Below are 23,742 nucleotides of genomic sequence, written 5' to 3' on the forward strand. Positions count from 1 at the left end.
AGCGTTTCTAAATTAAAAGCCCCAATACGGTTACTAAAAAAATCGGTAGTAATGATATGGTTGTCGATAATGACAAACGTATCACGCTGCGAATCGAACCATCCAGGTTCATTGATTGCTTCGTATGGTGCGAACTCTATTCTACGATGGATGCCGGTCTCAATTTCTGTTTCAAAATAGCCCGTCGAGGTAACGCCTTTTAGTTTGCCATCAATATCCACTAAGAGATTTCTGTTATTGGTCTTAGTAACCGACCACAGCAGTTCTCCTGTTTCTACATTGTACCCTGCCAGAATAGAGTCATTTACGGCTAGTACCAACACCTTGTTGTATACGGTAAAAAATTTATAGTTTTTAGCCTCTTGAAAATCGTCCGTAATTGTTTTTTTCCATAAAACCTCTCCTGTTTCTATATCATGCGTTTTAAAATTTATTTTTTCCCTGCTAAAGCAATAGTCACTAATTACTATAATTGAGATGTTTTCCAACTCCCATAAAAACTCTTTTTTTGACAAGGAGTAAATACTATTTGTTTGATTTTCTACATCTCCGATATTCAATACTAGATGATTTATAATTTTTGTTGAGTCTACACACCAATAATGCTCTAAAAAAGGAATAATATGTTCATTTTTTTTATAAATAATTTGCCCCAGCCATCTATAAAATAAACAGTATCATTATTTTTAAATATTTCGAGTACATTCAATTTTTGATTTATTTTCTTTATCGAATCCAGATTATTGCTATTGTAAATTCTCGCTTTTTCTTTCTTGTAAGAAACAAGTAAAGAAGAGTTATCTATTTTTACAATAGAGTATACATTTTCAATTTCTTTAATTTTTTGCAGCTTCATAATTAATACACCCAATTTATATAGTTGATTAAGGATATGTTTTAAGCATTCTTTACAATACTCCAGTTAACACCAGCATAACAACAATACCCCATCAACTACGATATATAACAGTAATCATCAATGTTCTATTGTAAATAAATGTATCTAATTTTTGTTGAATCAATAAGGTCACAACCCTTTAAAAACCTGATTATGGGTTTTCCTGAACCAACACACCTCGGGTAATCAAATATTGTGCCGTGGCATAGGTGCCCATGATCAATAGGTGGGAGTAGGGGACATCGATTAAAAATTTATTGATCGCCAATATACTATCGGAGGCAATAAAGAACAATGCTCCCCAAAAAACCAGGTTAAAACTGTATTGCGGCACCTTGCCTTTTCTTCCAAAGGCCGCTAAGGCCATAAAGAGAATAACGGCTACATAAAAGATAACGGGAATTTTAAGGGCTCCAAGTCCCGCTTGTATCTGAAAGAAGAGAAAACCCCCATAAAGGACCAACAGACCTAAAACCAACCAAAAGGCTCTTGAAAAGGGGATATTCCGCTTTCTAAAGAAAAGGATGGCGTATACCACATGTGCCAGAAGAAAGGAAAGGAGTCCGGCCACGAAATACTTCGGGGAAATACCATCATACATCAGAAAAGCATCACCCAGCCAAGAAAAAAAGAGGGCCATCAACATGAACACATAGGTAGGCTTCCCTAGTTGACGCCCATTAATGGCAAAATAAACCAATAGGGAGCATAGGATCAAAGGTTTGGTAAAATGACGCAGGACATCATCCCCAATACTACCCACATACAAATCGATTAGGACGATGAGGGTGAATATGGGCAGGAAATAGGTAGGCTTGCGATTGGCCTTACTCATGCGTGTTTAGCTGTCTTTCCAACCCACCTTGTTATGGGTGCCGTCGCAGAATGGTTTGTTGTTAGAGGCACCACAACGGCAAAAGGCAGTCGTTTTTTCCTTGACCTCTTCGTTGCCGTCTGCATCGATAATGGTAATTTGGCCTTCTACCAATAAGGGTCCGTTCGGTTTAATTTTTACTGTTGCCATATCTTTATTGATTTTGATTTCTTCTGATTTACCTTCGATGCGATAACTTAAAGCCCCGGTAGGGCAGGCCGATATCTGTTGCATCAGTTGTTTCTTGGTCGCATTTTCATGCTTTATCCAAGGTCTTTCCCCAGGGTGGTAGACTTGGGGCAATTGCTGCACGCATACACCGGAATGAATACAGGTTTTGGGTTTCCAGATAATGGTCATGTCCCCCTTGGTATATTCTTTTATGATTTCTTTTTCCATGGAAACTTTTATCCTTAAATATACTAAAAATGGATTATCCGAGTGCTTCTTTGTAAACCTTTAAACAACGTTCCCTGGCTTCTTTATGGTCAACCATTTTAGTCGGGTAGGTCAGCTCCTGTAGTTCAGGGATCCATTGATTGATGTACACGTGTTTTTTATCGAATTTTTCGATCTGTGTGGTGGGATTGAAAATACGGAAATAAGGGGCGGCATCCACACCACTCCCGGCAGCCCATTGCCAATTGCCCACATTGGAACTCAATTCGAAGTCCAACAACTTTTCAGCGAAATACGCCTCTCCCCAACGCCAATCGATCAATAGGTGTTTACAGAGAAAACTGGCAACCAACATACGTACCCTATTGTGCATGTACCCTGTCGCATTCAGTTCGCGCATTCCCGCATCGACAAGGGGATAACCGGTTTGCCCATTTTTCCATTTTTCGAACTCTTCCTCGTTGTTGCGCCAACGTATACGATCATATTTGGGTTTAAAGGCATTGTTCACCGTATGGGGAAAGTGCCAAAGGATCTGCATAAAGAACTCCCGCCATATCAATTCGTTCCAAAACACTTCGTTTTTGGAGGCAATGGCTTTTTTCAACACCTTTCTAATGGAAACAGTGCCAAACCTTAAGTGCGCTCCGATCCTGGAAGTTCCAGGTGTTTTGGCCGGAAAATTCCTTGTAGCTTCATAATTGGCAATCAAATCATCGGAAATCACATAGTCTGGCACTTTTATCGATGATGCTTCAAACCCCAATTCCGATAGGGAAAGAAAAGGCAGTTCTTGGTTTTGGATGAAATTATCGCGTAAAGCGTTGTCTTCCAACTGTTTTAAAAAGAGGTCGGAATTGAATTTTTCCTTCCATTTGTTTTTGTAGGGGGTATATACCACATACGGACTGCCATCAGCCTTAACGATTTCATCCCTTTCAAAAATCACTTGGTCCTTAAAGGTTTTAAAAGGGATGGCCTTATCATCAAGGAATTCTTTCACGCGTTTATCTCGTTGTAGCGCATAAGGCTCATAATCATGGTTGGTATAAACGGCCTCAAGATTAAAATCCGTTGTCAATTTCTTGAAGATTTCGAGGGGCCGACCAAAATAGATGGCTATTGAGCTATTGTATTCCTGTTTTAATTCGGCATTGATTCGGGTAAGGTTTTGATGGATAAATGAAACCCTGGCATCCCTTTTGGGCAATTGATGCAAGATTTCCCAATCGAAAATAAAAATGGGAAGTACCTTGGATGACTGTCCAAGGGCCTTGGAAAGCCCTGTGTTATCCAACAAACGTAAATCGCGCCTAAACCAAAAAAGAACTACTTTTTTCATCTTATCAATGTATATTTAAGGTAGATAGGCCCCCGTCAACTCCGATTACCTGCCCCGTCATCCAAGAACTATCCTCACTGAGCAGGAATTGTGCGATGTTGGCCATGTCCTCCACTTTCCCTACCCGTTTTAGGGGGTGCCTTAAGGCCATCATTTCCTTTTTCTTATCATTGTTCAAGAGCCGGGCTGCCAAAGGGGTGTCGACCAGGGAAGGGGCTATGACATTCACCCTGATTTTTGGGGCATATTCCGCTGCAAGCGATTTGGCAAACCCTTCTATGGCCCCTTTTGCGGCAGCGATACTCGTATGAAAGGGCATTCCGGTCCGAACCGCAACCGTACTGAAAAAAACCATACTCGATCCTTCCGACATTAACGGCATAATATCCTTAACCACGTTGACCAAACCAAAAAAGTTAAGTTGCATGTCTTCCTTAAAGGTTTCCAAACCTAACATTTTAAAGGGTTTTAGGTTAATACTTCCGGGGCAATATACAAAACCGTCAAAATGATCCGGTAGCTCCGTCATGTCAAGGGTATCCTTGGTCACATCGAACTTCAAATGGGATATCGCCGGAAGGTCTGTCGGTTCCCATGTTCGGGAGGCTATAAAAACAGTATTGTTTTCCGTCAGTTTTTTGGCCAATGCAAGCCCAATTCCGTGCGACCCCCCGATCAATAATATATTTTTCATTTTATATGGTTTTAATGTTCAACGTCGTTAAATGACCATCGATCTGCCCAAAGCGCTCTATGAGTTTCTCTTCGCGATATTTGAATATCTTGTTCAATTGCACCTTTACCAATGGAAAAGCCAAACGCCCTAAAATACCAAAAGGTAACTTTATATCGATAATATCCTCCATGAACACCCCTTCGGGGATGGGCTTGATAAAATGTTTATGGTGCCAAAGGGCATAGGGGCCAAAGCGCTGTTCATCAACAAAATACTCCCCGGGCATGACATGGGTAATTTCGGTGACCCATCGGGTAGGGAAACCCGGAAAGGGAATCACTTTATATTGGATGATCTGTCCTGGAAACATGGATCTATCGGCGCCCGACAGAATATGGAACCCCATATGATCCGGGGTAATGGTCGCTAGGTTCATCGGGTCCGATAAAAATTCCCATGCGCGCTCCTGGGTGATGGGCAATGCTTGGGTGGAATGTAATCGATATAATTTCATCAAGAATATGTTGTTTAACAAATATACTAAATGTTTAAACAATATGAAAATAGGTATTTCATTTCTATTTCGTACCTTGAAATTCTAAGCTACCCTATGAGATCGATCGTACTACATACCATAGCGCTCCTTGTTCTTTACACTGCCAGTGCACAGACCCAAGTACATGAAGTAGGGCAGATGCCTTTGGAACTGACCGAGAATTCCGGGCACATTTTCCATAATGGCAGTCTGATCTCCCATAATGATTCGGGCAATGAACCGGTTCTTTATGTCTTGGATACCGTTTCCATGCTAATTACCCGGAGGGTATCGGTTTCAAATGCCTCGAACATCGATTGGGAAGACCTTACCCAGGATGCTACCCATATTTATATAGGGGATATTGGAAATTATACCGGAACACGAACAGATTTGGCTATTTATAAGATTGCAAAGAATGATTTTGACCAAGGGAATGAAGTAACAGCGGAGATCATCAATTTCAGGTATGAAGACCAGCAAGATTTCGATGATAACGGGGAAAGCGATTGGGATGCAGAGGCCCTAACGGTTTATCAAGATGAATTATTGGTATTTACCAAGGAATGGATCGCCCAAGGTACCACCGTTTATGCGCTCCCTACGGAAGCGGGAAACCATGTTGCGAAAAAAGTCGCTTCCTATGCCGTATACGGATTGGTTACTGGTGCGACCTATGACGCATCCCAAAATGACCTTTTGTTGATCGCCTATACCAATTTATTGTCTCCATTTGTTTTAAGAAGCCGAGATATTGTCGACGGGTCATTTTTTGAAAATGATGTGGAACGTATTTCCTTGGATATTGGTTTTGCACAGGCCGAAGCCATCACATCGGTAGGGCCCTTGCGTTATTTTATAGGTTCCGAACGATTTGAAAGGGAAGCATTGGGCATTACCCTGGACCCCATGCTTTATGCCCTTCAATTTCAAGAAGGATCTGGAGAAACCGATGAAATTCCCGAAGGGGAAGATGAGGGGGGACAAAACGATGAAGATCGGTTGGTACTTTATGGTTCATACGACCCTGAGAAGTTGCAGTATGCGCTTTTATCCGATAAAACGGTAATGGCCCAAGCGATATTCGATACATCCGGAAAGATGTTACGGTTTACTTTAGGTCGCGATATTGAAAATACCGATTTGGACCTAACCACTTTTGAATCAGGGGTATATTACCTAACGCTCTATTTGGAAGATAAGGTACTATCCAAGGCTTTTGTGGCCTATTGAATACATGGAATACGATTATTTAAGAGTTTATTAACAAATGTGACAAGGCTTTATATTTAGTTTTGATAAAACTATAATTCAACAGCAAGATGAAAAAATTAATTGTACTAGCATGTGTGGTTTTGGCTTCCTTTTCTATGGAAGCGCAAATTGAAACACCACAACCGAGTCCGTTTTCAACATTGAAGCAAACGGTCGGATTAACGGAGGTTACCATAGAGTATTCAAGACCTTCCATGAGAGGAAGAACTATTTTTGGTGACTTGGTACCGTTTGACAAAATATGGCGAACAGGGGCCAATGCAAGAACCAAAATCACTTTTAGTGAAGATGTTACCATTGACGGCAAGGAATTAAAGGCTGGCTCTTATGCTATTTTCACCAAACCAAATGCCCAAGCATGGGACGTATATTTTTATACTGAGTACCAAGGTGGAGGTACTCCTGGGGAATGGGATGAGAGTAAAGTTGCGGCCAAAACAACTGCAGAGGTATTTAGCATACCCGATAATATTGAGACGTTCACCATTACCATAGATGATTTAAAGAATGACGGAGCTACATTGGGGATGATGTGGGAGAAAACCTATGTCGGTGTCAAATTTGAAGTACCAACTGATGCTACAGTGACCAAGAATATCGATAAGGTCATGAACGGACCTGGAGCGGGTGATTATTATGCAGCCGCTGTCTATTATGCGTCAACAGGAAAAGACATCAACAAAGCCAAGGAATGGATGGACAAAGCCATGGCAATGACCAAAGAGCCTGCTTTTTGGCAATTACGTCAACAATCCTTGATCCAGGCCAAGTCCGGGGACAAAAAAGCGGCCATTGAGACAGCCAAGAAATCTTTGGCAGCCGCTGAAGCTGCCGGAAATGCGGATTACGTTAAAATGAACAAAGACTCTTTAAAAGAGTGGGGGGCGATGTAAAACGATCCTTCTTAAAATACAACTAAAACCCTGACCAAAAAATCAGGGTTTTTTTATGCTTCAAAAGAAAATCAAACCAACTTCATATATATTTTCAAACGAAACCATTGATATCGGGACTTTACCATGGAACTTTGGATAGTATCCGAAGAGCGAAAAACCAATGATCGGGCATAGGTATTACCATAGATAGCCCCTTATCAAACTAGGACTACTTAAACAATTATCGGTGGGTTTGTTAAACGTTACGGATTAGGATTTGATAGGTGGATTCTTCAATAATCTATCAAATGCCTCGAACAAAAAGGAAAAAATGATCACCAATGCCGCCCCAATGAAGTTCAACCATAAATAGCTCAGTTTTTCTTGGCCCGAAGGGTAGATATGGATAAGGTTGTAATAGGTAATACAAATCAATATCTGTGTCAATATCGCGGCAATGAAAACGGCATTACCCTTTACATATTTAAAGAAGAAAGCCAAAAGGAATATACCTAGGACATTACCGTAAAAAATACTTCCGATAATGTTCACCAATTGAATCAAATTATCAAAAAGATGTGCAATACAGGCAATCAAAATGGCTATAACCCCCCACATAAGCGTAAAACCCTTGGAAACCTTTACATAATGTTTTTCGGAACGGTTACTTGTGGATCTATTACGTTTATAAAGGTCCAACGCGGTTATCGTGCCTAAGGCGTTCAGTTCGGAAGCCGTGGAAGACATGGCCGCCGAAAGGATAACCGCCAACAACAAGCCGATAAGTCCCGTAGGCAAATTGTTCAATATAAAATGTATGAATACGTAATCCTTATCGTTTGTTTCAATGGAATCGTCTGCCAGATGAATCAAGGCCTTTGCACTGACCCTGTTGATACTATCTTTCTTATTGATTCCGATTATCTGCATTTTGGCAGCCTCAATGGCCGTATACTCCTTAAGATCAAGGGCTATGGCAAATTTATTCTGGGCGATCACCTTTTCGGATTCCAGTTCCACTTGCCGCTTTTGCAACACCTTATAATCATCGGCATATTCAGAATTAAGGACCCCACTGGTTGCCGCCGGATTAAAATTCAGGGGGGAAGGATTGTATTGGTAGAAAACAAAGACCATTACCCCGACCAGAAGGATGAAAAATTGCATGGGAATCTTAAAGATCCCATTAAAGATAAGCCCCAATTGACTTTCCCTGACCGTTTTTCCCGACAGGTATCGCTGAACCTGACTTTGATCGGTTCCGAAATAGGCAAGGGCCAAAAACAAACCACCGGTCAGTCCGCTCCAAAACGTATATCTACTTTTTGTGTTCAGGCTAAAATCGAGGATATTCAGTTTATCACTGGCGCCGGCAATCTTTAAGGCCTTTCCCAACCCTATATCGTTAGGTAAGTATCCCAATATAAAGAAGAAAGCCATGAACATCCCCGTAAAAATAATGAACATCTGCTGTTTCTGGGTTACACTCACCGCCTTGGTTCCCCCAGATACCGTATAAATGATCACTAAAGTACCGATGATGATGTTCAAGGTTCTCAGATCCCAACCAAGTACCGCAGATAGAATGATAGAAGGGGCAAAAATGGTTATCCCAGCTGCCAAACCGCGCTGAATCAAAAAAAGGATGGCCGCCAATGACCTTGTTTTCAGGTCAAAGCGATTTTCCAAGAATTCATAAGCCGTATAAACCTTTAATTTATGGTAAATCGGAACAAAAACAAGGCAAATGATGATCATGGCCAATGGCAGTCCAAAATAGAATTGTACAAAGCCCATTCCGTCATGGAAGGCTTGCCCAGGAGTGGAAAGAAAAGTGATCGCACTTGCCTGGGTGGCCATTACCGATAGGCCTATGGTCCACCATTTCGATTGCCCACCACCTTTGATATAATCCGTAACATCCTTACTACCACGGGTCTTCCAAACACCATATGCTACGATGAATAAAAGTGTGCCCGAAAGAATGATCCAATCTATTGTCCCCATATTACATAAAAGCCGTCATTAGGTAATTGAAAATCAATATATAGATGATATTCAAAATCAAAACCAGTGTATATTCTTTTTTCCAAATGAGGCGGTTGCGCATGATCAATCCTTTATTTTGGGTTTGTTTTGTTCAACATTCGTCTTTCCTACCGATAACATATTCGCAAAAAGTTTATATGCCCCTGGGACACCTGCCGGTAATTCCCTGAAAAAACTTAGTCCGGTATAAATGTAATTCCCTTTTCCGTAGGGTGCAATCAAAAGACTGCCCTTTTTTGCCGTTTCCCCTTCATCGTTCATTGAAAGTATGGGGGTAAAACGGGAATCCCATTCATTGGGGAAATATAATCCCCTTTCCTGTACCCAACCTTCAAAATCCTTACTTGTTATCTTATTCGGATAATTGACCAATTCATGGTCTTTTGCGATAATATCAACTTTGGAATTTTCATCGGTAACCCGATCCCTTGACAACTTTAAGGGAAATGGGGCAATATCCGCATACTTTTTATCCCATCTACCCGCAGTATTGTACTGCAGCACCAAGTTTCCGCCCTTGGAGACATAGTCAAAAAGATATTTTTGTTTGAACTTCAATTCGTCTACTACATTATACGCGCGAATACCCACAACAATCGCACCATACTTGTCCAAATTTTCAGTAGTTATCGCATTTGGGTCTATGACGTGCACTTGGTATCCGATTTGCTCCAGGCTTTCAGGGATTTCATCGCCTGCACCTGCAATATAACCAATATGTTCCCCTACTTTTTGGATGTTCAAACGGACTACCTTTGCTTCGGAGGGCAACAAAACCGATTGCGTGGGGATATGTTCATAAGCAATGGTGACCAATTCCTTGGTTATTTCCTTTCCGTTGATCTTAATAATAGGGGAGATAAGACTTTCGTCTTCATCCTCAGGAGGGGTCAATTCAAAAATTACGATCTGTTCGTCCCCTTTGTTCGCGATTTCAAATGATTTGCTTTCTTGGTCAACCTTCCATCCCTTGGAAAAAGATAGCACCACTTCCCCTTTAATATTATCTTGATGTGCCGTAATGGTCACAGGGACTTTCTTTGAAGTGCCATCGGCAAAGATCATGACCTTATCTTGAAAACTTGCCGTAGCCTCGGGCAATATATCGAGGGGACGATAAAGCTCCCCATGATCGGGTTGGGCATACCTATGGATCACGGCTTTATTGAAGGTAATCGGAATACCTTCGATTTCCATATTGAAAACCGCTTGGAATGCCGGTGGCGTTTCAGGATTCCCGATCAATTCAGGGGCTTCAACGGTATACATTCCCAATGTTCCTTTCTTATTTAACCAATAGGGACTGGTATATGGTTGGTTTTCAGGGATTCTTAAAGGGAGGACCAGCTCTATTTTTTCATTATTCGAAAGTACTACATCTTTTTCCTTGGCCATAGTTTCCCCAATGGAAACCGATTTAAGTTTTATATCCACTTGGCTTCGGTTCAATACCTCAATATTAATATCGGTCGAACTTCCCGGATTGGCCATGGGATCAGTTGCGGATGCCTCCATATACAGTCCGGTAATGGCCCCTATGATTTCTTTCAACTCCTTGGATTTTAAATCCCTCCAGTGTGAGTCCGGTATTTTTTGAATCAGTGCATAGGCCTTTAATAAATCATGGATATGGACCGAGGGGTCTTTAAAATCAAAGTTTTGTTCAATGGCGTATAGGATATCGCCAATGGCCTTTCCTCCTTCAACTCGGGACCAAGTGGTGTCCACACCATCGAAAATATTGTTTTTGTCCCCCGGTAAGTCCCCCTTCAATAATTCGACATATTCCATCTGGCTTCCCCGTGTATTCAACCTACCAAATCCTTGGCATCTGTGTTGGCTACTGGCTAGGGACGCAATTTCATTGTTGGATACCCCTAAAACGGGATAATATACGCCAATATCGAACCCGAGCATGTTCGATTTATCAGCAGCCTTGAATTTATCCTCACTACCGTAAAACCACCATGATGTATTATAAAACAACCGCTTAGGCTGCCATACCTTTAGTTCATTCAATTGATTTGGAAAGACCTTTGGATCGCCCGCAAGGTCAAACGCCTCAACACTGAGCATGGCCGAAGAGGTATGGTGCCCATGGGTAGTTCCCGGGGATCTATGGTCGAACCTATTGATGATCACATCAGGTTTAAACTTACGGATCATCCTGACCACATCGCTCAAAACGGTATCCTTGTTCCATATTTTCAAGGTCTCGTTCGGATGTTTTGAATATCCAAAGTCGACCGCACGGGAAAAAAATTGTTCCCCACCATCTATGCGTCGCGCACCTAAAAGTTCCTGTGTTCGTAATACCCCTAAAAGCTCCCTTAATTCGGGCCCGATAAGATTTTGCCCCCCATCACCACGGGTAAGGGACAAATAAGCGGTCCTTGCCTTAACTTCGTTGGAGAGATAGGAGATCAACCGTGTATTTTCATCATCGGGATGTGCTGCAATGTATAAAGCCGAACCTAAAAAATTCAGTTTTTCAATTGCATGGTAAATATTTGATGATGAATTTTTCTTGGTAGCTTGCGCAAGGGAGGTGTTACATATAAAGAAGATTCCTATGAAGGATACCAATATCTTTCGCATGTTCTAGTTTTAGTTGGTGCCCAAAGATATAAAGTTATGCTACCTACAGGCAACTTTTAGATTTTCTTTAACAAGATCACCCATTAAAGGGTATCATCGTCCGATATGGTGTTCTTCGCTATCAAGGCCACCCCTTTTTGCAATAAAAGGTTATTGGGATAGGTTACCAGTTCCCCGTTGTCCTTTCTTAAATAGACATGAAAGGCCTTAATGTCGAGAATATCGGCTTCTTCCGGAAAATCACCATCCAATATCCTTATGCGATCTCCTATTTTGAAAGGGAAAGAGAAAAATAGGATGATTCCGGCAGTGACATTGCTCAAAATAGACCAGGAAGCGAACATGGCCACACCGATAACGGCGAAAACCGAAGATATCAATAAGCCGATTTCCTTAAAATTTACACCCCATATAAAAATAAACACCCCAAATCCAATGGCAAAAAGGCCGATGCTCATGTACTTAATGATCAAGCGGGTCCGTGCCTGGTTCAGGTCGCTGATCCTCCCGATCCTTCGTATGGCCTTTGTACTCACGAATTTCAGAACAAGGATCAAAACGACCAATATGGCCGTAGCCAGGATTTCTTGTTGGTTGTTAAATATGAATTCTTCCATGCTACAGTCCTAAAGTATCCCGCAAAGATAAATGGATATTTCCATTTTGCTGCCAATAGGGGGTTTTTAAGGTTTTGATTTTCGAGGCCCTGGAAACGACCTTTTTAGACGATGGCCCTTGACCACTTGTTTGGGTATCGGTCCAACTTTCTATCGAATGAGGGAAAGTAGCCGTAAATTCGATTTCGAGGGTCCTTCCCAAATCGGGATACGCTATGGTATAGGTAGCTATTTCGTCATTTGTAGTTAAGGTAGCCTTTACGGTATACGCTTTTAGGTCGGAATGGGACATCCTAAGATATTCCAAGGAGGGGATCATCTTAAAATCACCAAGCGGTAAATCGGAAGGGGCAATCCTGATTTTATTCCAAATCCCGTTCTCCAAAACCTCCTTATCAAGCATTATGTTTTGATCTCCTTCACGTTCAAAATAGGAGTAGGAAGACACCTCGAATTTTTTCCTATTGTTCAATTGGGTAAAAACATGTCCGCACCATTCTTGGGCAGAAAAAGTAACCTTTAGCGCATGTTGATCATCATGAACCGGGTAAAAACTACTACTCATAATAGAGTAGGGGTAAATGCCCGTTAGGTATTTCTTGGTCGTATTAAGTTTTAAAACGGGAATATTATTGGGATCGTAGGTATCGGATTTCACCTGTTTATCCGCTACAAAAGGCTCTGTAACATAGATCAATACGGCTTTTCCCTCACGTACCTCTCCATATCGCACCTCCTCCAAAGCATAAGAAGTCAACTCGGCGTTACCGGCATACCAATACGACTTGAATTCGTTGGACAAAGGTTTTTCGGGCGTGCGTTTTTCGACTTCAATAGTTGCAGCAAGTACCTCGGAATCGGCTTTCTTGTCCTTACAAGATCCAAATGTCCCAATGATCATTGCGAATACAATGACCGCCATTACCTGTCGTAACCATATTTTCATAGCGTTATTTTTCGGCAAAACTACTTAAAGTGGTTTAATCGACCATATCCATTAACGTTTTATAAACTAATTGGGTAGGCAGTCCAACGACATTGGTGTAAGAACCTTGTATTTCCTCTATTCCTATAAGTCCGATCCATTCCTGTATGCCATACCCCCCGGCTTTATCATACGGTCGATAGTTTTCAATATAAAAATCGATTTCACCGGTGGTCAGTTTCTTGAATTTGACCTTGGTCGTATGGTTCACGGTTTTTTGGGTGGTAGTTGTGGTAAAACATACCGATGTGATCACGTCGTGCCAATCGTTTGATAACGCCTTTAACATGGCAAAAGCCTCTTCCTTATCGGCAGGTTTTGCCAAAGATCTCCCCTTATACCAAACCACCGTATCCGAGGTGATCAATATCTCATGATCTATAAGGCTCTCTTTTAAGGCAGTAGCCTTTAATTGTGCCAAATAATCGGATATTTCGCCTCCTTTCAACATTTTGGGGTAGACTTCTTCAACGGCTTTAAGGCGTACTTCGAATTCAAGCCCCATTTCCTGAAAAAATTGTTTTCTTCTCGGGGAACCTGACGCCAAAATAATTTTATACCCTTCCAGTTTATCCTTCCACATCGCTTAGGCCTGTGCTTCAGATACATCCTCAAACCAATCGCCCCGTACTTTCAGGACTTGTTCGACCACATCCCGAACACAACCATCCCCACCATTTTTATGGGAAATATATTTACAAACCGACTTTACCTCTTGAACGGCATTTTGTGGACAGGTTGGCAAGGCGATCATTTGCAATGGGGCGATATCGGGTAAATCATCCCCCATATACAGTATATTTTCAGGAGCTATGTTATACACCTCCATATATTCGTCCAAGGGTTCGGCCTTGTTGTGCGCTCCCATATAAAATGTCGTTACCCCCAAGCCTTTCAATCTGGATTTTACCCCTTCATTGGTCCCTCCGGTAATAATACATACGTTATACCCCTTTTTGATGGCCGTTTTAACGGCAAAGCCATCCTTTACACTCATCCTACGCAAAAGTTCGCCTTGGGTGGTCACTAAAACGGAACCGTCGGTAAAAACCCCATCAACATCGAAAACGAAAGTGGTAATATCCTTTAAAATCTGCTTATAACTTTTTTCCATATGTTTTTGCAATTGATTTACTCAATAACTTATATAATCTCTTTTGATTTTTACTTTTTAAACGTGACCGCTGCTTTTTAAGGGTTCCTTTATCATTTCGACGGGCAGGACCCGTTTGCGCATCATAAGGGGTTACATCCTGTATTTTGTTCGCGGTTTCCTGGATCAAAGGATGCAACAATTTAAACGAAACACCATTCTGATCACAAAATTCATGTGCCAGATGATACATGTGATTGGAGAAATTGTTTGCCATAACCGCTGCCAAATGCAGTGCTTTTCTTTGTTTTGAGTTCATAATGACCACCTGGTCGGATAGGCTCGAGGCCAATCTTCCCAAAAGTTCATAATCGGCTTCCGTCTCCGCTTCAATACAAATCGGAATTTCCTTAAAATCAACCTTTCTGCCATAAGTAAAGGATTGTAGGGGATAGAAGACTCCACGGCTGTACTTTTTCGGTAATGCTTTCATCGGAATACTCCCGGAGGTATGCACCACGAGTCCCTGTTGCAAATCCAAAAGTGTAGATACCTTAGCAATGGCATCATCACTTATGGCCAAGATATATATATCGGCATTGGCAATTGCCGAAATATCCGAAGTAGTGGGTGTCCCTTGGCCAAAAACGCTTAAGCCCTTTTCGTTACGGCCATAGACCTGAACCACTTTGACCCCCTTTTGGGCCATGAACGCATCAAATAGATGTTTGGCCACATTACCCGTCCCAAGGATTACAACGTTGATCATATTGCGAAAATAGTGATATAATTATTCTTGTTGAAGCATTTTTAAAAGTATCGAAATTAATTGGTGATCTTTCAAAAACCTAAGTGCCCCCCATGATCATACGCCTGCAAATTAGCAAGGCAACTAATAAAAGATGGGGTTGTTAAATGGCCTATATTGAAATTAAATTATCTTATTTTTGCCCACTGTGGATAATTAGGTATGATGCGCTTATGAAAGATCTGTTCAAGAAAGTATTCTTCTCGACCCGTTTAATGGCGGTATTGTTTATTGTTTTTGCTACGGCAATGGCCTTTGGTACCTTTATTGAAAGCTGGTACAGCACGGAAACCGCAAGAATTTGGATTTATAACACCACATGGTTTGAGTTGATTATGGTCTTCTTTGTAATCAATTTTATAGGTAACATAGGTAAATACCGATTATTAAGAAAGGAGAAATGGCCTGTTTTGACCCTGCATCTTTCATGGATCTTGATCATTCTCGGCGCTTTCGTTACAAGATATATCAGTTTTGAGGGTATGATGCCCATTCGTGAAGGGAATTCGGAAAATGTTTTCTATTCCGATAAAACTTTCCTAACGGTGCGTATAGATGGGGAGATCGATGGAAACCCGAGAAGGAAAACACTGGAAGACGACCTGATCGTCACACCTGAAGCCTTAAAGTCCAACCTGCCTTGGAACAACGATTTCAACGGGCAGCCCCTTACCATTTCGTATGTCGATTTCATCAAAGGTGCCGAAAAAGGCCTTGTACATGATGAAAATGGGAAGGAATACCTTAATATCGTTGAAGCTGGGGACGGACAGCGTCATGAACATTTTTTGGAGAGTGGCCAAGTGGCCAGTATCCATAACATTTTGGTCTCCTTGAACAAAGAGACCCCAGGGGCCATCAATATATTCGCCAATGACAGCACGTATCGGATTAAATCCCCATTTGAAGGCAATTTTATGCGAATGGCGGATCAATCCCAAGGGGTATTGTTGAAAGATAGCCTTCAACCCCTTCAACTTCGTTCCTTATACACAACGGCCGGTATGCAATTCGTCATTCCGGAACCTTTGATAAAGGGAAAATATGATATCGTAAAAATCCCGGAAGCGGAAGTCACCCCTATGAGCCAAGATGCATTGGTCGTTGAAATAAGTACCAATGGGGAGACGGAACAACATAAAATATTGGGAGGTAGGGGAACTTCGAATTTTTCCGATAAGATAACCGTTGGGGGATTGGATTTTTCAATGGCCTATGGATCCAAGGTTTATGAACTTCCCTTCCACATTAAACTGAATGATTTTATCGCAGAGAAATATCCGGGAACCGAACGGGGTTACGCTTCCTTTATGAGTAAAGTCACCGTAGAGGATGAACGGTCCTTTGATTATGACATTTATATGAACCATATCTTGGATCATAAAGGATATCGTTTCTTTCAATCCGGTTTCGACCCAGACGAACGGGGTACGACCCTATCCGTAAACCATGACTTTTGGGGAACTTGGATAACCTATATCGGTTATTTCCTCTTGTATGCTGGACTAATGGGAATTATGTTCTTTGGAAAGACCCGTTTTAAGGATTTGGCGGAATCATTGGATAAATTAAAGGCCAAGAAGGCCGCTTTATCGCTACTTTTGATTTTTGGTATCGCATTGAACACTATGGGTCAAGACCATACCGATGATGATGGCCACGATCACACCAAAGCTCCGACCCAACAACAGATAGATTCTATTTTAGCGGCCAATATCGTCGATGCCGATCATGCCGAACACTTTGGGAAATTAGTGGTACAGGATGAAGGGGGGCGAATGAAGCCCATCAATACGTTTTCTTCGGAATTGCTGCGAAAATTAAGCTTGAAAGACAAGTACCGGGGTATGAACTCCGATCAGGTTTTCCTTTCGATGATGATGAATCCGGCCTTATGGTATAACGTTGAATTCATGGCGTTGGACAAAAAATCCCAAAATGATAGTATCCGGAAGATCATCGGGGTACCGGAAGGACAGAAATATGTAAAAGCACTCGATTTCTTTGATGAAAAAGGCCAATATAAATTGGAACCCTATTTGAGGGAAGCTACCGCTACGAACAATCCGAACAAATTTGAGCAGGATTTTAAGGATGCCAATATACGATTGAGCCTTTTGGACCAGGCATTGAGCGGACAGATACTGAAGATCTTTCCCCTGCTAAACGACGAGAACAACAAATGGGTGTCCGCAATTGAGTATCGGGGCGGACAATATCCCGTAGCCGATTCCCTCTATTCGAATTTCATTAAAAATGCCTTGCCCTACTACCTAATGTCCTTGAACAAGGCCAAGGAAACCGGAAATTATTCAGAGGCCGATAAATTATTGGGGGCATTTAAACAAAACCAAGTCAACCATGGTTCGGAGGTTTTACCCACTGAAACCAAGATCAATACCGAGGTGATTTACAATAAACTGAATATCTTCAACCACCTGTATAAGGTCTATGCCCTGGTAGGTATCTTGATGTTCTTTGTATTGATATTCCAAATTTTCAAGGATAGGGGACTATGGCGCATCGGTACCTATTTCTTTAAAGGGACCATTATTATCCTCTTTTTATGGCATACGGCCGGCTTGGTGCTGCGTTGGTATATTTCAGGCCACGCCCCATGGAGTGATGCCTATGAAAGTATTCTCTATGTCTCTTGGGCCACCATGGGTATGGGGTTGCTGTTAGGTCGAAAAAGTGATATGACCATCGCCGCCTCGGCCTTTGTAACGGCCATGTTATTGTGGATCGCACACCAAAGTTGGGTTGACCCCTCCATAGCAAATCTGGTCCCTGTACTCGATAGTTATTGGTTAATGATCCATGTTGCGGTAATCGTAGGTAGCTATGGTCCTTTGACCGTAGGTATGATTTTGGGTGTGGTTTCCCTTATTTTGATCATCCTGACCAACAAAAAGAATAAAAAGCGCATGCAACTCAGTCTTAAGGAGTTGACCATCATCAACGAATTGGCCTTGATGGTCGGTTTGGTAATGCTTACCATCGGAAATTTCCTTGGGGGACAATGGGCCAATGAGAGTTGGGGTCGTTATTGGGGTTGGGACCCCAAAGAGACTTGGGCCTTGATATCCATAATGGTCTATGCCTTTGTCATCCATGCCCGTCTGGTGCCGGGAATGCGGGGAAGATGGTTGTTCAATTTTCTGAGTGTAATTGCCTTTGGCAGTATAATGATGACTTATTTTGGGGTTAATTTCTATCTGGTGGGCTTACATAGTTATGCCAGTGGAGCCCAAGTGATAACCCCTGTTTTTATTTGGTATACCGTATTCGGGGTACTGGTTTTGGGAGCTGTTAGTTATTGGAGGTACCATGTAAACTATGGTAAAAAATAAGGCTATCCCCCACAGGAACCAACGACCGATAATTCCCTTGGTAAATGCTCAAGGCTTGTAATCATCAAATGCGCTGCGTACGTCTTCCATACTGAAATTATACTCGGTTTTGAGATTTTTCAATGGTATGTCTTTCGGCACATCTTGGGGTAAATGCAACCTTTGGATGAGATAGGATACGGGTACTTTCAATTCATCACCTATATCATTGAACGTCATTGAACCCCGAATAGCACTACTATCCATCGTAGGGGAAACCTTTTCAAACTTGTTCGATCCATTCGCTGCAGAACTTTCGACCGGGGAAATGATCGGAGCAATGGCCAGTGCCAAAAGCGCAAATAAACCAACCCATCCCAGAGCGACCCTTTTGCCGGTATCCTGCGACTTTTTCCCTTTGGTAAGGCTAACGATCCATCGCCAATGAAGAATCAAATGAAAGGCTAAAACCAGTAAAAACAATACCGCTATCCAGAAATGGATAGTACCCCATTCATGCCGGTCCAAGCTCCAAATGGTATTCCCGTGACCACTTCCTTTGGGAAGGTTGTAATAGAGGATAATGCCAGTAGAAACCAGTAAAACAAAACAAATAAAAGCTACGAGATCTATGAGATAATTTTTTGTGGGCGTCTTCATTTCAAAATGAATATGGTTAATGGTTTAATGAAAATCCAAAATAGGGAACACCGTGGGTCCAATGAAAAAATCCTTCCCATTTTGTAACCTATACTTATCAAAATTAAGATCTTAAATAAAAGAAGGACATGATAATGATCATGGGGAAAGTAACTTTAACTTACCCATTCCACAATCACGAACTCCTTGGTATTATATCCTCTTTATACACTCCACAACATTGTTGAATAATTAGGTGCCTACCAAAAGAAATTCATAACTTTAAGCCTTCCTTAAAAAGATGAAAAACCAACGCCATGAAGAAAGGATTGAATACCATTTGCACCCATGAGGGCGAAATACATGATGAACAGTTCAAAGGGGCGGTTTCGCCTTTATATATGAGTACCTCCTATGCCTTTGAAGATGTGGAGGTAAAGCGTTACCCAAGATATTTCAATACCCCGAACCAAGTGGCCTTGTCACAAAAAATAGCCGCATTGGAACATGCTGAGGCAGCAATGATATTCGGCAGCGGTATGGCTGCAATCAGTACGGCCTTACTGGCCTTTCTGAAAACTGGTGATCACATAGTACTCCAAAAAACCTTATATGGGGGGACCTACAATTTCGTGAGTGAGGAATTTTCTAAGTACGGTATCGAATATTCGTTTACCGAAGGTCTGGACCCTGAGGATTTTGAGGCGAAAATAAAGAAGAATACCAAAGTGATCTTTGTAGAGACACCTTCGAACCCATTATTGACCATCACGGATATTTCTGCCATCGCAGGCATTGCCCAAAAACATGGTTTGGTTTCCATGATCGACAATACCTTTGCCAGTCCCGTAAATCAAAACCCGATTGATTTCGGCATCGATATCATCATTCATAGTGCCACTAAATATATGGGCGGGCATTCGGATATATGTGCCGGTGCGGTTGCTTCTACCCATGAATATATGGACAGGATCTTTCAATTAGGGAAAAATCTTGGAGGAAGTTTGAGTGATTTTACGGTGTGGCTTTTGGAAAGAAGCATAAAGACCATGGGTATTCGGGTCAGGGCCCAGAATGGCAATGCACAAGCCATGGCTGAATTCCTTGACGCACATTCCGAAATAGACAAGGTTTATTATCCCGGATTGCCGAACCATCCCGATCACGACCTGGCCAAAACCCAGATGCGGGGATTTGGCGGAATGCTCTCTTTTGAATTGAATCCAAAATATGACGCATCACAATTTCAAAAGGCATTGGAGCTTATAAAACCATCGATGAGTTTGGCAGGTGTTGAAAGCACCGTACTTTCCCCAGCTCAGACCTCCCATGCCCTAATAGGTCCTGAAGAACGATTGAACCAAGGAATAACCGACGGACTGATTCGATTTTCGGTAGGGATAGAAGAGCCTGAGGATTTAATGGCGGATATAGAACAGGCCCTAAAGAAAATCAGTGTGGAAAAGATGGGTTTAAATACAAACCCGATCGTATAATTCCCGTTTTTAAACACGCGCGAAGAAAGAATCAACTTTATTTTACGAAGAAATAAATAAACATACATGAAATTAGATATATTGGTTTTCGGAGCTCACCCCGATGATGCCGAACTTGGTGCAGGTGCGACCATAGCCAAGGAAGTAGCCAACGGAAAAAAAGTGGGTATCATAGATTTGACCCGAGGGGAATTGGGAACCAGGGGTTCTGCGGAGATCAGGGACAATGAAGCTTTGGCCGCGGCCAAGATCTTAGGTATTTCGGTACGGGAAAACCTGGAGTTTGCAGATGGGTTTTTTGTCAATGATAAAAAGCATCAAATGGCCATTATCAGGATGATTCGAAAATATCGCCCGGAAATTGTCTTATGTAATGCCATTGATGATCGGCATATCGATCATGGAAAAGGAAGTAAATTGGTAAGTGATGCCTGTTTCCTGAGTGGATTGATGAAAATAGATTCAAAAATGGAAGGGGACGATCAATGGCAAGATCCTTGGAGACCCAAACAGGTATATCATTACATACAATGGAAAAATTTAGAGCCCGATTTCGTGATTGATGTCTCTGGCTTTATCGATATAAAAAGAAAGGCAATTCTGGCCTATTCTTCCCAATTTCATGACCCAAATAGCGATCAACCGGAAACCCCGATAAGTAGCAAGACCTTTTTGGACAGTGTGGATTTTAGGGCAAGGGACCTTGGGCGTCTAATAGGGGTAGACCATGCCGAGGGCTATACGGCCGAACGTTATCCTGCGGTTCGCAATTTGTTCGATTTGGTTTAACCCGCTTTCTTTAAATTGTTCCTCATTTTGGGCAAGGTGAAATAAAAGCACGACCCTTTGGGTATGGTACTTTCGACCCAAATGTCACCATTGTTCTTTTCCACCATTTCCTTACAAAGGGAAAGCCCCAAACCGGTTCCTTTTTCATCGTTGGTACCATAGGTGGTGATGTTGGCATTCTTCTTGAACAGTTTCTTTTGGACTTCCTCTTTGATACCTATACCGGTATCCTTCACCGAAATTTCCCATAGCGGACCCCGTTCATTGACGCTTACCGTGATCGTACCGTTTTCAGGGGTAAATTTAATGGCATTGCTTATAAGATTCCGAATGACGATATCGATTTGGTCGCCATCGGCCCAACAAAGGGTATTGCCAAAAACCTTGTTCACGATCTGGATGGATTTGGTCGAGGCACTTTCTTCAAGTAAATTTATATTCTCTATGACCAGGTTCTCCAGGGCTATGGCACTCGGTTTGGTACTTGAACCGTTCATTTGGGTACGGCCCCATGAAAGTAGGTTGTTCAATGTAAATGAAATATTGTCAAGGTCTTTTCCCAATTTGGGGATGAACTGCAAAAAGTCGTTTGACCCGATCTCCCCGTTCCTATACAGTTTCAACAATCCCTGGAAAGCGGCAATGGGACCCCTGAGGTCATGTCCGATTATTGAGAATAATTTGTCCTTGGTTTCATTGGATGCCCGTAATTCCTTTTCATGTTCGATCAATTCCAAAGTCTTGCTTTGCAATTCATCGTTCAAATTTTTAAGGATTTTCTTATTTCGATAGATGGCCAAAGTTACGACCAAGAAAATCCCCACCAATAACATGGCCGCATAAATGTACCTTTTTTGGTCGGCCAAAGCTTGCTCATTTTCGATGATGAGTTGTTCCTTTTCCTTATCAAAATCCAATTTGGTGATCAACATGGTAAGGTTTTTCTCGTTTCTATGGGCCATGATCGTATCGTTGATAGCTTGGTATTGCTCATGGTAATCCAGTGCCGTTTCAAGATCCCCTTTGTTTTTGTTTACCTTATATAAGATCATGGTACCTTTTCGAATTTCTTCCTTAAAATTCAATTTTTTCGAAAGATCCATGGCCTTTAAGGCATAATGTTCGGATAAACTGTCTTTTCCCTGTCCAAGGTAAACCTCGGCAATCCCATTCAACAAGGAAGTTTCTCCTCGGATATCATCGATGTTTTTATGAAGCATCTCACCCTGTTTATACCAGAACAAGGCCCATTTATAATCCTTATTTTTAAGATAGGTCTTCCCTTTTACTTCATAGGCATAGGCCAACCAGTCCATGATCTTGTGTTTTTCGAAAACCCCGATACTACTGTTTATGTTGTACATGGCATACTCGAATTCGCCCATTTCAGCATATGCCGAGGCCAAATTACTCATGGTTTCGGCCATATAAACTTCATTCCCGATCCTTTGGTTGATTTTTTTTACGATTTTATAATATTGAACGGCTTGTTCATAGTTTTCTTGATTGACATAGAGGTTCGCGATATTTTCATTCAAGATCGATAGCATCTTATCGTCCCCCAAGAGTTTGGCATATTCAATACTCTTTAAGAATAATTTCAAGGATTCTGCATAATCCCCCATATAACGGTACACATTGGCAAGATGGTTTTCTATTTCAAGGATTTTGACATAGTCATTACGTTCCTCGGATATTGCCAATGACTTCTTATAATACTTGATGGCTTCTCCATACTTTCCTTGATCTTCAAAGTAACTACCCAGTCCTTCATAAGAGTTACCTTGGCCATATTTATCATCGGCTTCCAAAGCCAATGTCAAGGCCTCACTCGAAATAAGGAAAAGGCTATCGGAATTATAAAAACGCATTTCCTTACCAAGGTCGGTCAACAATTTTATATAGGTGCTATCCTTAGGGTTAAAGTCATTCTTCGATTCGATCCGACGGATCTGATACCGCAGACTATCCCTACGTAGAATTTGTGACTGTACTTCGATACATACGAAACTGGCCAATAGGAATAGAAGAACGAACTTTTTTTGGGGGAATGTGTATTTTATATTCATCTTAATGTATAGGACAGGAAACATCTATTTATTCAAGGACTAAAAATAAATGTTAGGTCCTTTAAAAGGTAATTAATGTTGTGAAACGGCAATTTTTGTGTGTTTTATCGTATCAAACATGCATTTCATCGGTAAAATGGTGCAATTCTAAAATTGGGAATACTTTTAGGAACCACCTTCGATCTATAAAAAATGTAAATTCTTTTAAAAATATAATCGGTTTTAGTTGGTAAGATCGATGAAAAAAAATTAACTTTGCACCCGCTTTAAATGGTGGTTGTAGCTCAGCTGGTTAGAGCGCTGGATTGTGGTTCCAGAGGTCGCCGGTTCGAACCCGGTCTTCCACCCAAAATACAAAAGCCCTGACAACGGAGTCAGGGCTTTTTTTGTGCG

21 protein-coding genes and 1 tRNA gene are annotated in these 23,742 nt (G+C 41.6%); 6 read left to right on the forward strand and 16 right to left on the reverse strand.

Going from position 1 to position 23,742, the window contains the following annotated elements:
* The 7 genes from PHU20_RS00580 to PHU20_RS00610 all read right to left on the reverse strand — a co-directional run.
* Positions 1-560, reverse strand: a 560-nt coding sequence (locus PHU20_RS00580) for an outer membrane protein assembly factor BamB family protein (protein WP_274823387.1), incomplete at its 3' end; no start/stop codon positions are given.
* Positions 561-607: 47 nt separating this feature from the next.
* Positions 608-856, reverse strand: a complete 249-nt coding sequence (locus PHU20_RS00585) for a hypothetical protein (protein ID WP_274823388.1) — start codon at positions 854-856, stop codon at positions 608-610.
* Between the two features lie 193 nt (positions 857-1,049).
* On the reverse strand, positions 1,050-1,733 hold the full coding sequence (locus PHU20_RS00590; RefSeq protein ID WP_274823389.1) for a lysoplasmalogenase: 684 nt from the start codon (positions 1,731-1,733) through the stop codon (positions 1,050-1,052).
* Between the two features lie 6 nt (positions 1,734-1,739).
* Complete coding sequence (locus PHU20_RS00595; protein WP_274823390.1) at positions 1,740-2,171, reverse strand: (4Fe-4S)-binding protein; 432 nt, start codon at positions 2,169-2,171, stop codon at positions 1,740-1,742.
* Between the two features lie 34 nt (positions 2,172-2,205).
* A complete protein-coding gene (locus PHU20_RS00600; RefSeq protein ID WP_274823391.1) occupies positions 2,206-3,513 on the reverse strand; it encodes a cryptochrome/photolyase family protein in 1,308 nt (435 codons plus the stop codon).
* A 4-nt stretch (positions 3,514-3,517) separates the two neighbouring features.
* Positions 3,518-4,207 carry an SDR family NAD(P)-dependent oxidoreductase gene (locus PHU20_RS00605; RefSeq protein ID WP_274823392.1) on the reverse strand — a complete coding sequence of 230 codons (690 nt, stop codon included), beginning with the start codon at positions 4,205-4,207 and terminating at the stop codon, positions 3,518-3,520.
* Position 4,208: 1 nt separating this feature from the next.
* Positions 4,209-4,703, reverse strand: coding sequence for an SRPBCC family protein (locus tag PHU20_RS00610; protein WP_274823393.1), 495 nt, complete (start codon positions 4,701-4,703; stop codon positions 4,209-4,211).
* Between the two features lie 96 nt (positions 4,704-4,799).
* On the opposite strand from PHU20_RS00610, the gene PHU20_RS00615 reads away from it, so the two are divergent.
* Positions 4,800-5,957 (forward strand): hypothetical protein, encoded by a 1,158-nt coding sequence (locus tag PHU20_RS00615; protein WP_274823394.1) that lies wholly within the window; start codon positions 4,800-4,802, stop codon positions 5,955-5,957.
* Positions 5,958-6,046: 89 nt separating this feature from the next.
* Complete coding sequence (locus PHU20_RS00620) at positions 6,047-6,892, forward strand: DUF2911 domain-containing protein (protein WP_274823395.1); 846 nt, start codon at positions 6,047-6,049, stop codon at positions 6,890-6,892.
* Between the two features lie 252 nt (positions 6,893-7,144).
* Here PHU20_RS00620 and PHU20_RS00625 read toward each other — a convergent pair whose 3' ends face one another.
* The 7 genes from PHU20_RS00625 to PHU20_RS00655 form a co-directional block, all read right to left on the reverse strand.
* Positions 7,145-8,881 carry a sodium:solute symporter family protein gene (locus tag PHU20_RS00625; protein ID WP_274823396.1) on the reverse strand — a complete coding sequence of 579 codons (1,737 nt, stop codon included), beginning with the start codon at positions 8,879-8,881 and terminating at the stop codon, positions 7,145-7,147.
* Between the two features lie 105 nt (positions 8,882-8,986).
* Entirely contained in the window at positions 8,987-11,521 is a 2,535-nt protein-coding gene (locus PHU20_RS00630) for a PIG-L family deacetylase (RefSeq protein ID WP_274823397.1), read from the reverse strand.
* Positions 11,522-11,604: 83 nt separating this feature from the next.
* On the reverse strand, positions 11,605-12,138 hold the full coding sequence (locus PHU20_RS00635; protein WP_274823398.1) for a mechanosensitive ion channel domain-containing protein: 534 nt from the start codon (positions 12,136-12,138) through the stop codon (positions 11,605-11,607).
* A 1-nt stretch (position 12,139) separates the two neighbouring features.
* A complete protein-coding gene (locus PHU20_RS00640) occupies positions 12,140-13,084 on the reverse strand; it encodes a septum formation inhibitor Maf (RefSeq protein WP_274823399.1) in 945 nt (314 codons plus the stop codon).
* Between the two features lie 34 nt (positions 13,085-13,118).
* The gene (locus tag PHU20_RS00645; RefSeq protein WP_274823400.1) at positions 13,119-13,706 is read right to left on the reverse strand and encodes a Maf family nucleotide pyrophosphatase; all 588 of its coding nucleotides are present in this window, start codon (positions 13,704-13,706) and stop codon (positions 13,119-13,121) included.
* Positions 13,707-13,709: 3 nt separating this feature from the next.
* On the reverse strand, positions 13,710-14,237 hold the full coding sequence (locus tag PHU20_RS00650) for a KdsC family phosphatase (protein ID WP_274823401.1): 528 nt from the start codon (positions 14,235-14,237) through the stop codon (positions 13,710-13,712).
* Positions 14,221-14,985: a Rossmann-like and DUF2520 domain-containing protein gene (locus tag PHU20_RS00655; RefSeq protein WP_274823402.1), complete on the reverse strand. Its 765-nt coding sequence runs from the start codon at positions 14,983-14,985 to the stop codon at positions 14,221-14,223. The genes PHU20_RS00650 and PHU20_RS00655 overlap by 17 nt, the downstream gene beginning before the upstream one ends.
* 212 nt (positions 14,986-15,197) lie before the next feature.
* On the opposite strand from PHU20_RS00655, the gene PHU20_RS00660 reads away from it, so the two are divergent.
* Positions 15,198-18,377, forward strand: a complete 3,180-nt coding sequence (locus PHU20_RS00660) for a cytochrome c biogenesis protein (protein ID WP_274823403.1) — start codon at positions 15,198-15,200, stop codon at positions 18,375-18,377.
* 48 nt (positions 18,378-18,425) lie between these two features.
* Here PHU20_RS00660 and PHU20_RS00665 read toward each other — a convergent pair whose 3' ends face one another.
* Complete coding sequence (locus tag PHU20_RS00665) at positions 18,426-19,016, reverse strand: DUF4405 domain-containing protein (protein ID WP_274823404.1); 591 nt, start codon at positions 19,014-19,016, stop codon at positions 18,426-18,428.
* Positions 19,017-19,312: 296 nt separating this feature from the next.
* Between PHU20_RS00665 and PHU20_RS00670 the strand changes: the two genes are divergently transcribed.
* Together PHU20_RS00670 and bshB1 are read left to right on the forward strand one after the other, a co-directional pair.
* Entirely contained in the window at positions 19,313-20,491 is a 1,179-nt protein-coding gene (locus PHU20_RS00670) for a trans-sulfuration enzyme family protein (RefSeq protein WP_274823405.1), read from the forward strand.
* 66 nt (positions 20,492-20,557) lie between these two features.
* Complete coding sequence (bshB1, locus tag PHU20_RS00675) at positions 20,558-21,280, forward strand: bacillithiol biosynthesis deacetylase BshB1 (protein ID WP_274823406.1); 723 nt, start codon at positions 20,558-20,560, stop codon at positions 21,278-21,280.
* Here the strand turns inward: bshB1 and PHU20_RS00680 are convergent.
* Positions 21,277-23,349: a tetratricopeptide repeat-containing sensor histidine kinase gene (locus PHU20_RS00680; protein WP_274823407.1), complete on the reverse strand. Its 2,073-nt coding sequence runs from the start codon at positions 23,347-23,349 to the stop codon at positions 21,277-21,279. The two genes, bshB1 and PHU20_RS00680, sit on opposite strands and share 4 nt — an antisense overlap.
* 272 nt (positions 23,350-23,621) lie before the next feature.
* On the opposite strand from PHU20_RS00680, the gene PHU20_RS00685 reads away from it, so the two are divergent.
* Positions 23,622-23,697, forward strand: a tRNA-His gene (locus tag PHU20_RS00685).
* The last annotated feature ends 45 nt before the right edge of the window (positions 23,698-23,742 follow it).

This window comes from Maribacter polysaccharolyticus, assembly GCF_028882255.1.
Lineage (GTDB): Bacteria > Bacteroidota > Bacteroidia > Flavobacteriales > Flavobacteriaceae > Maribacter_A > Maribacter_A polysaccharolyticus.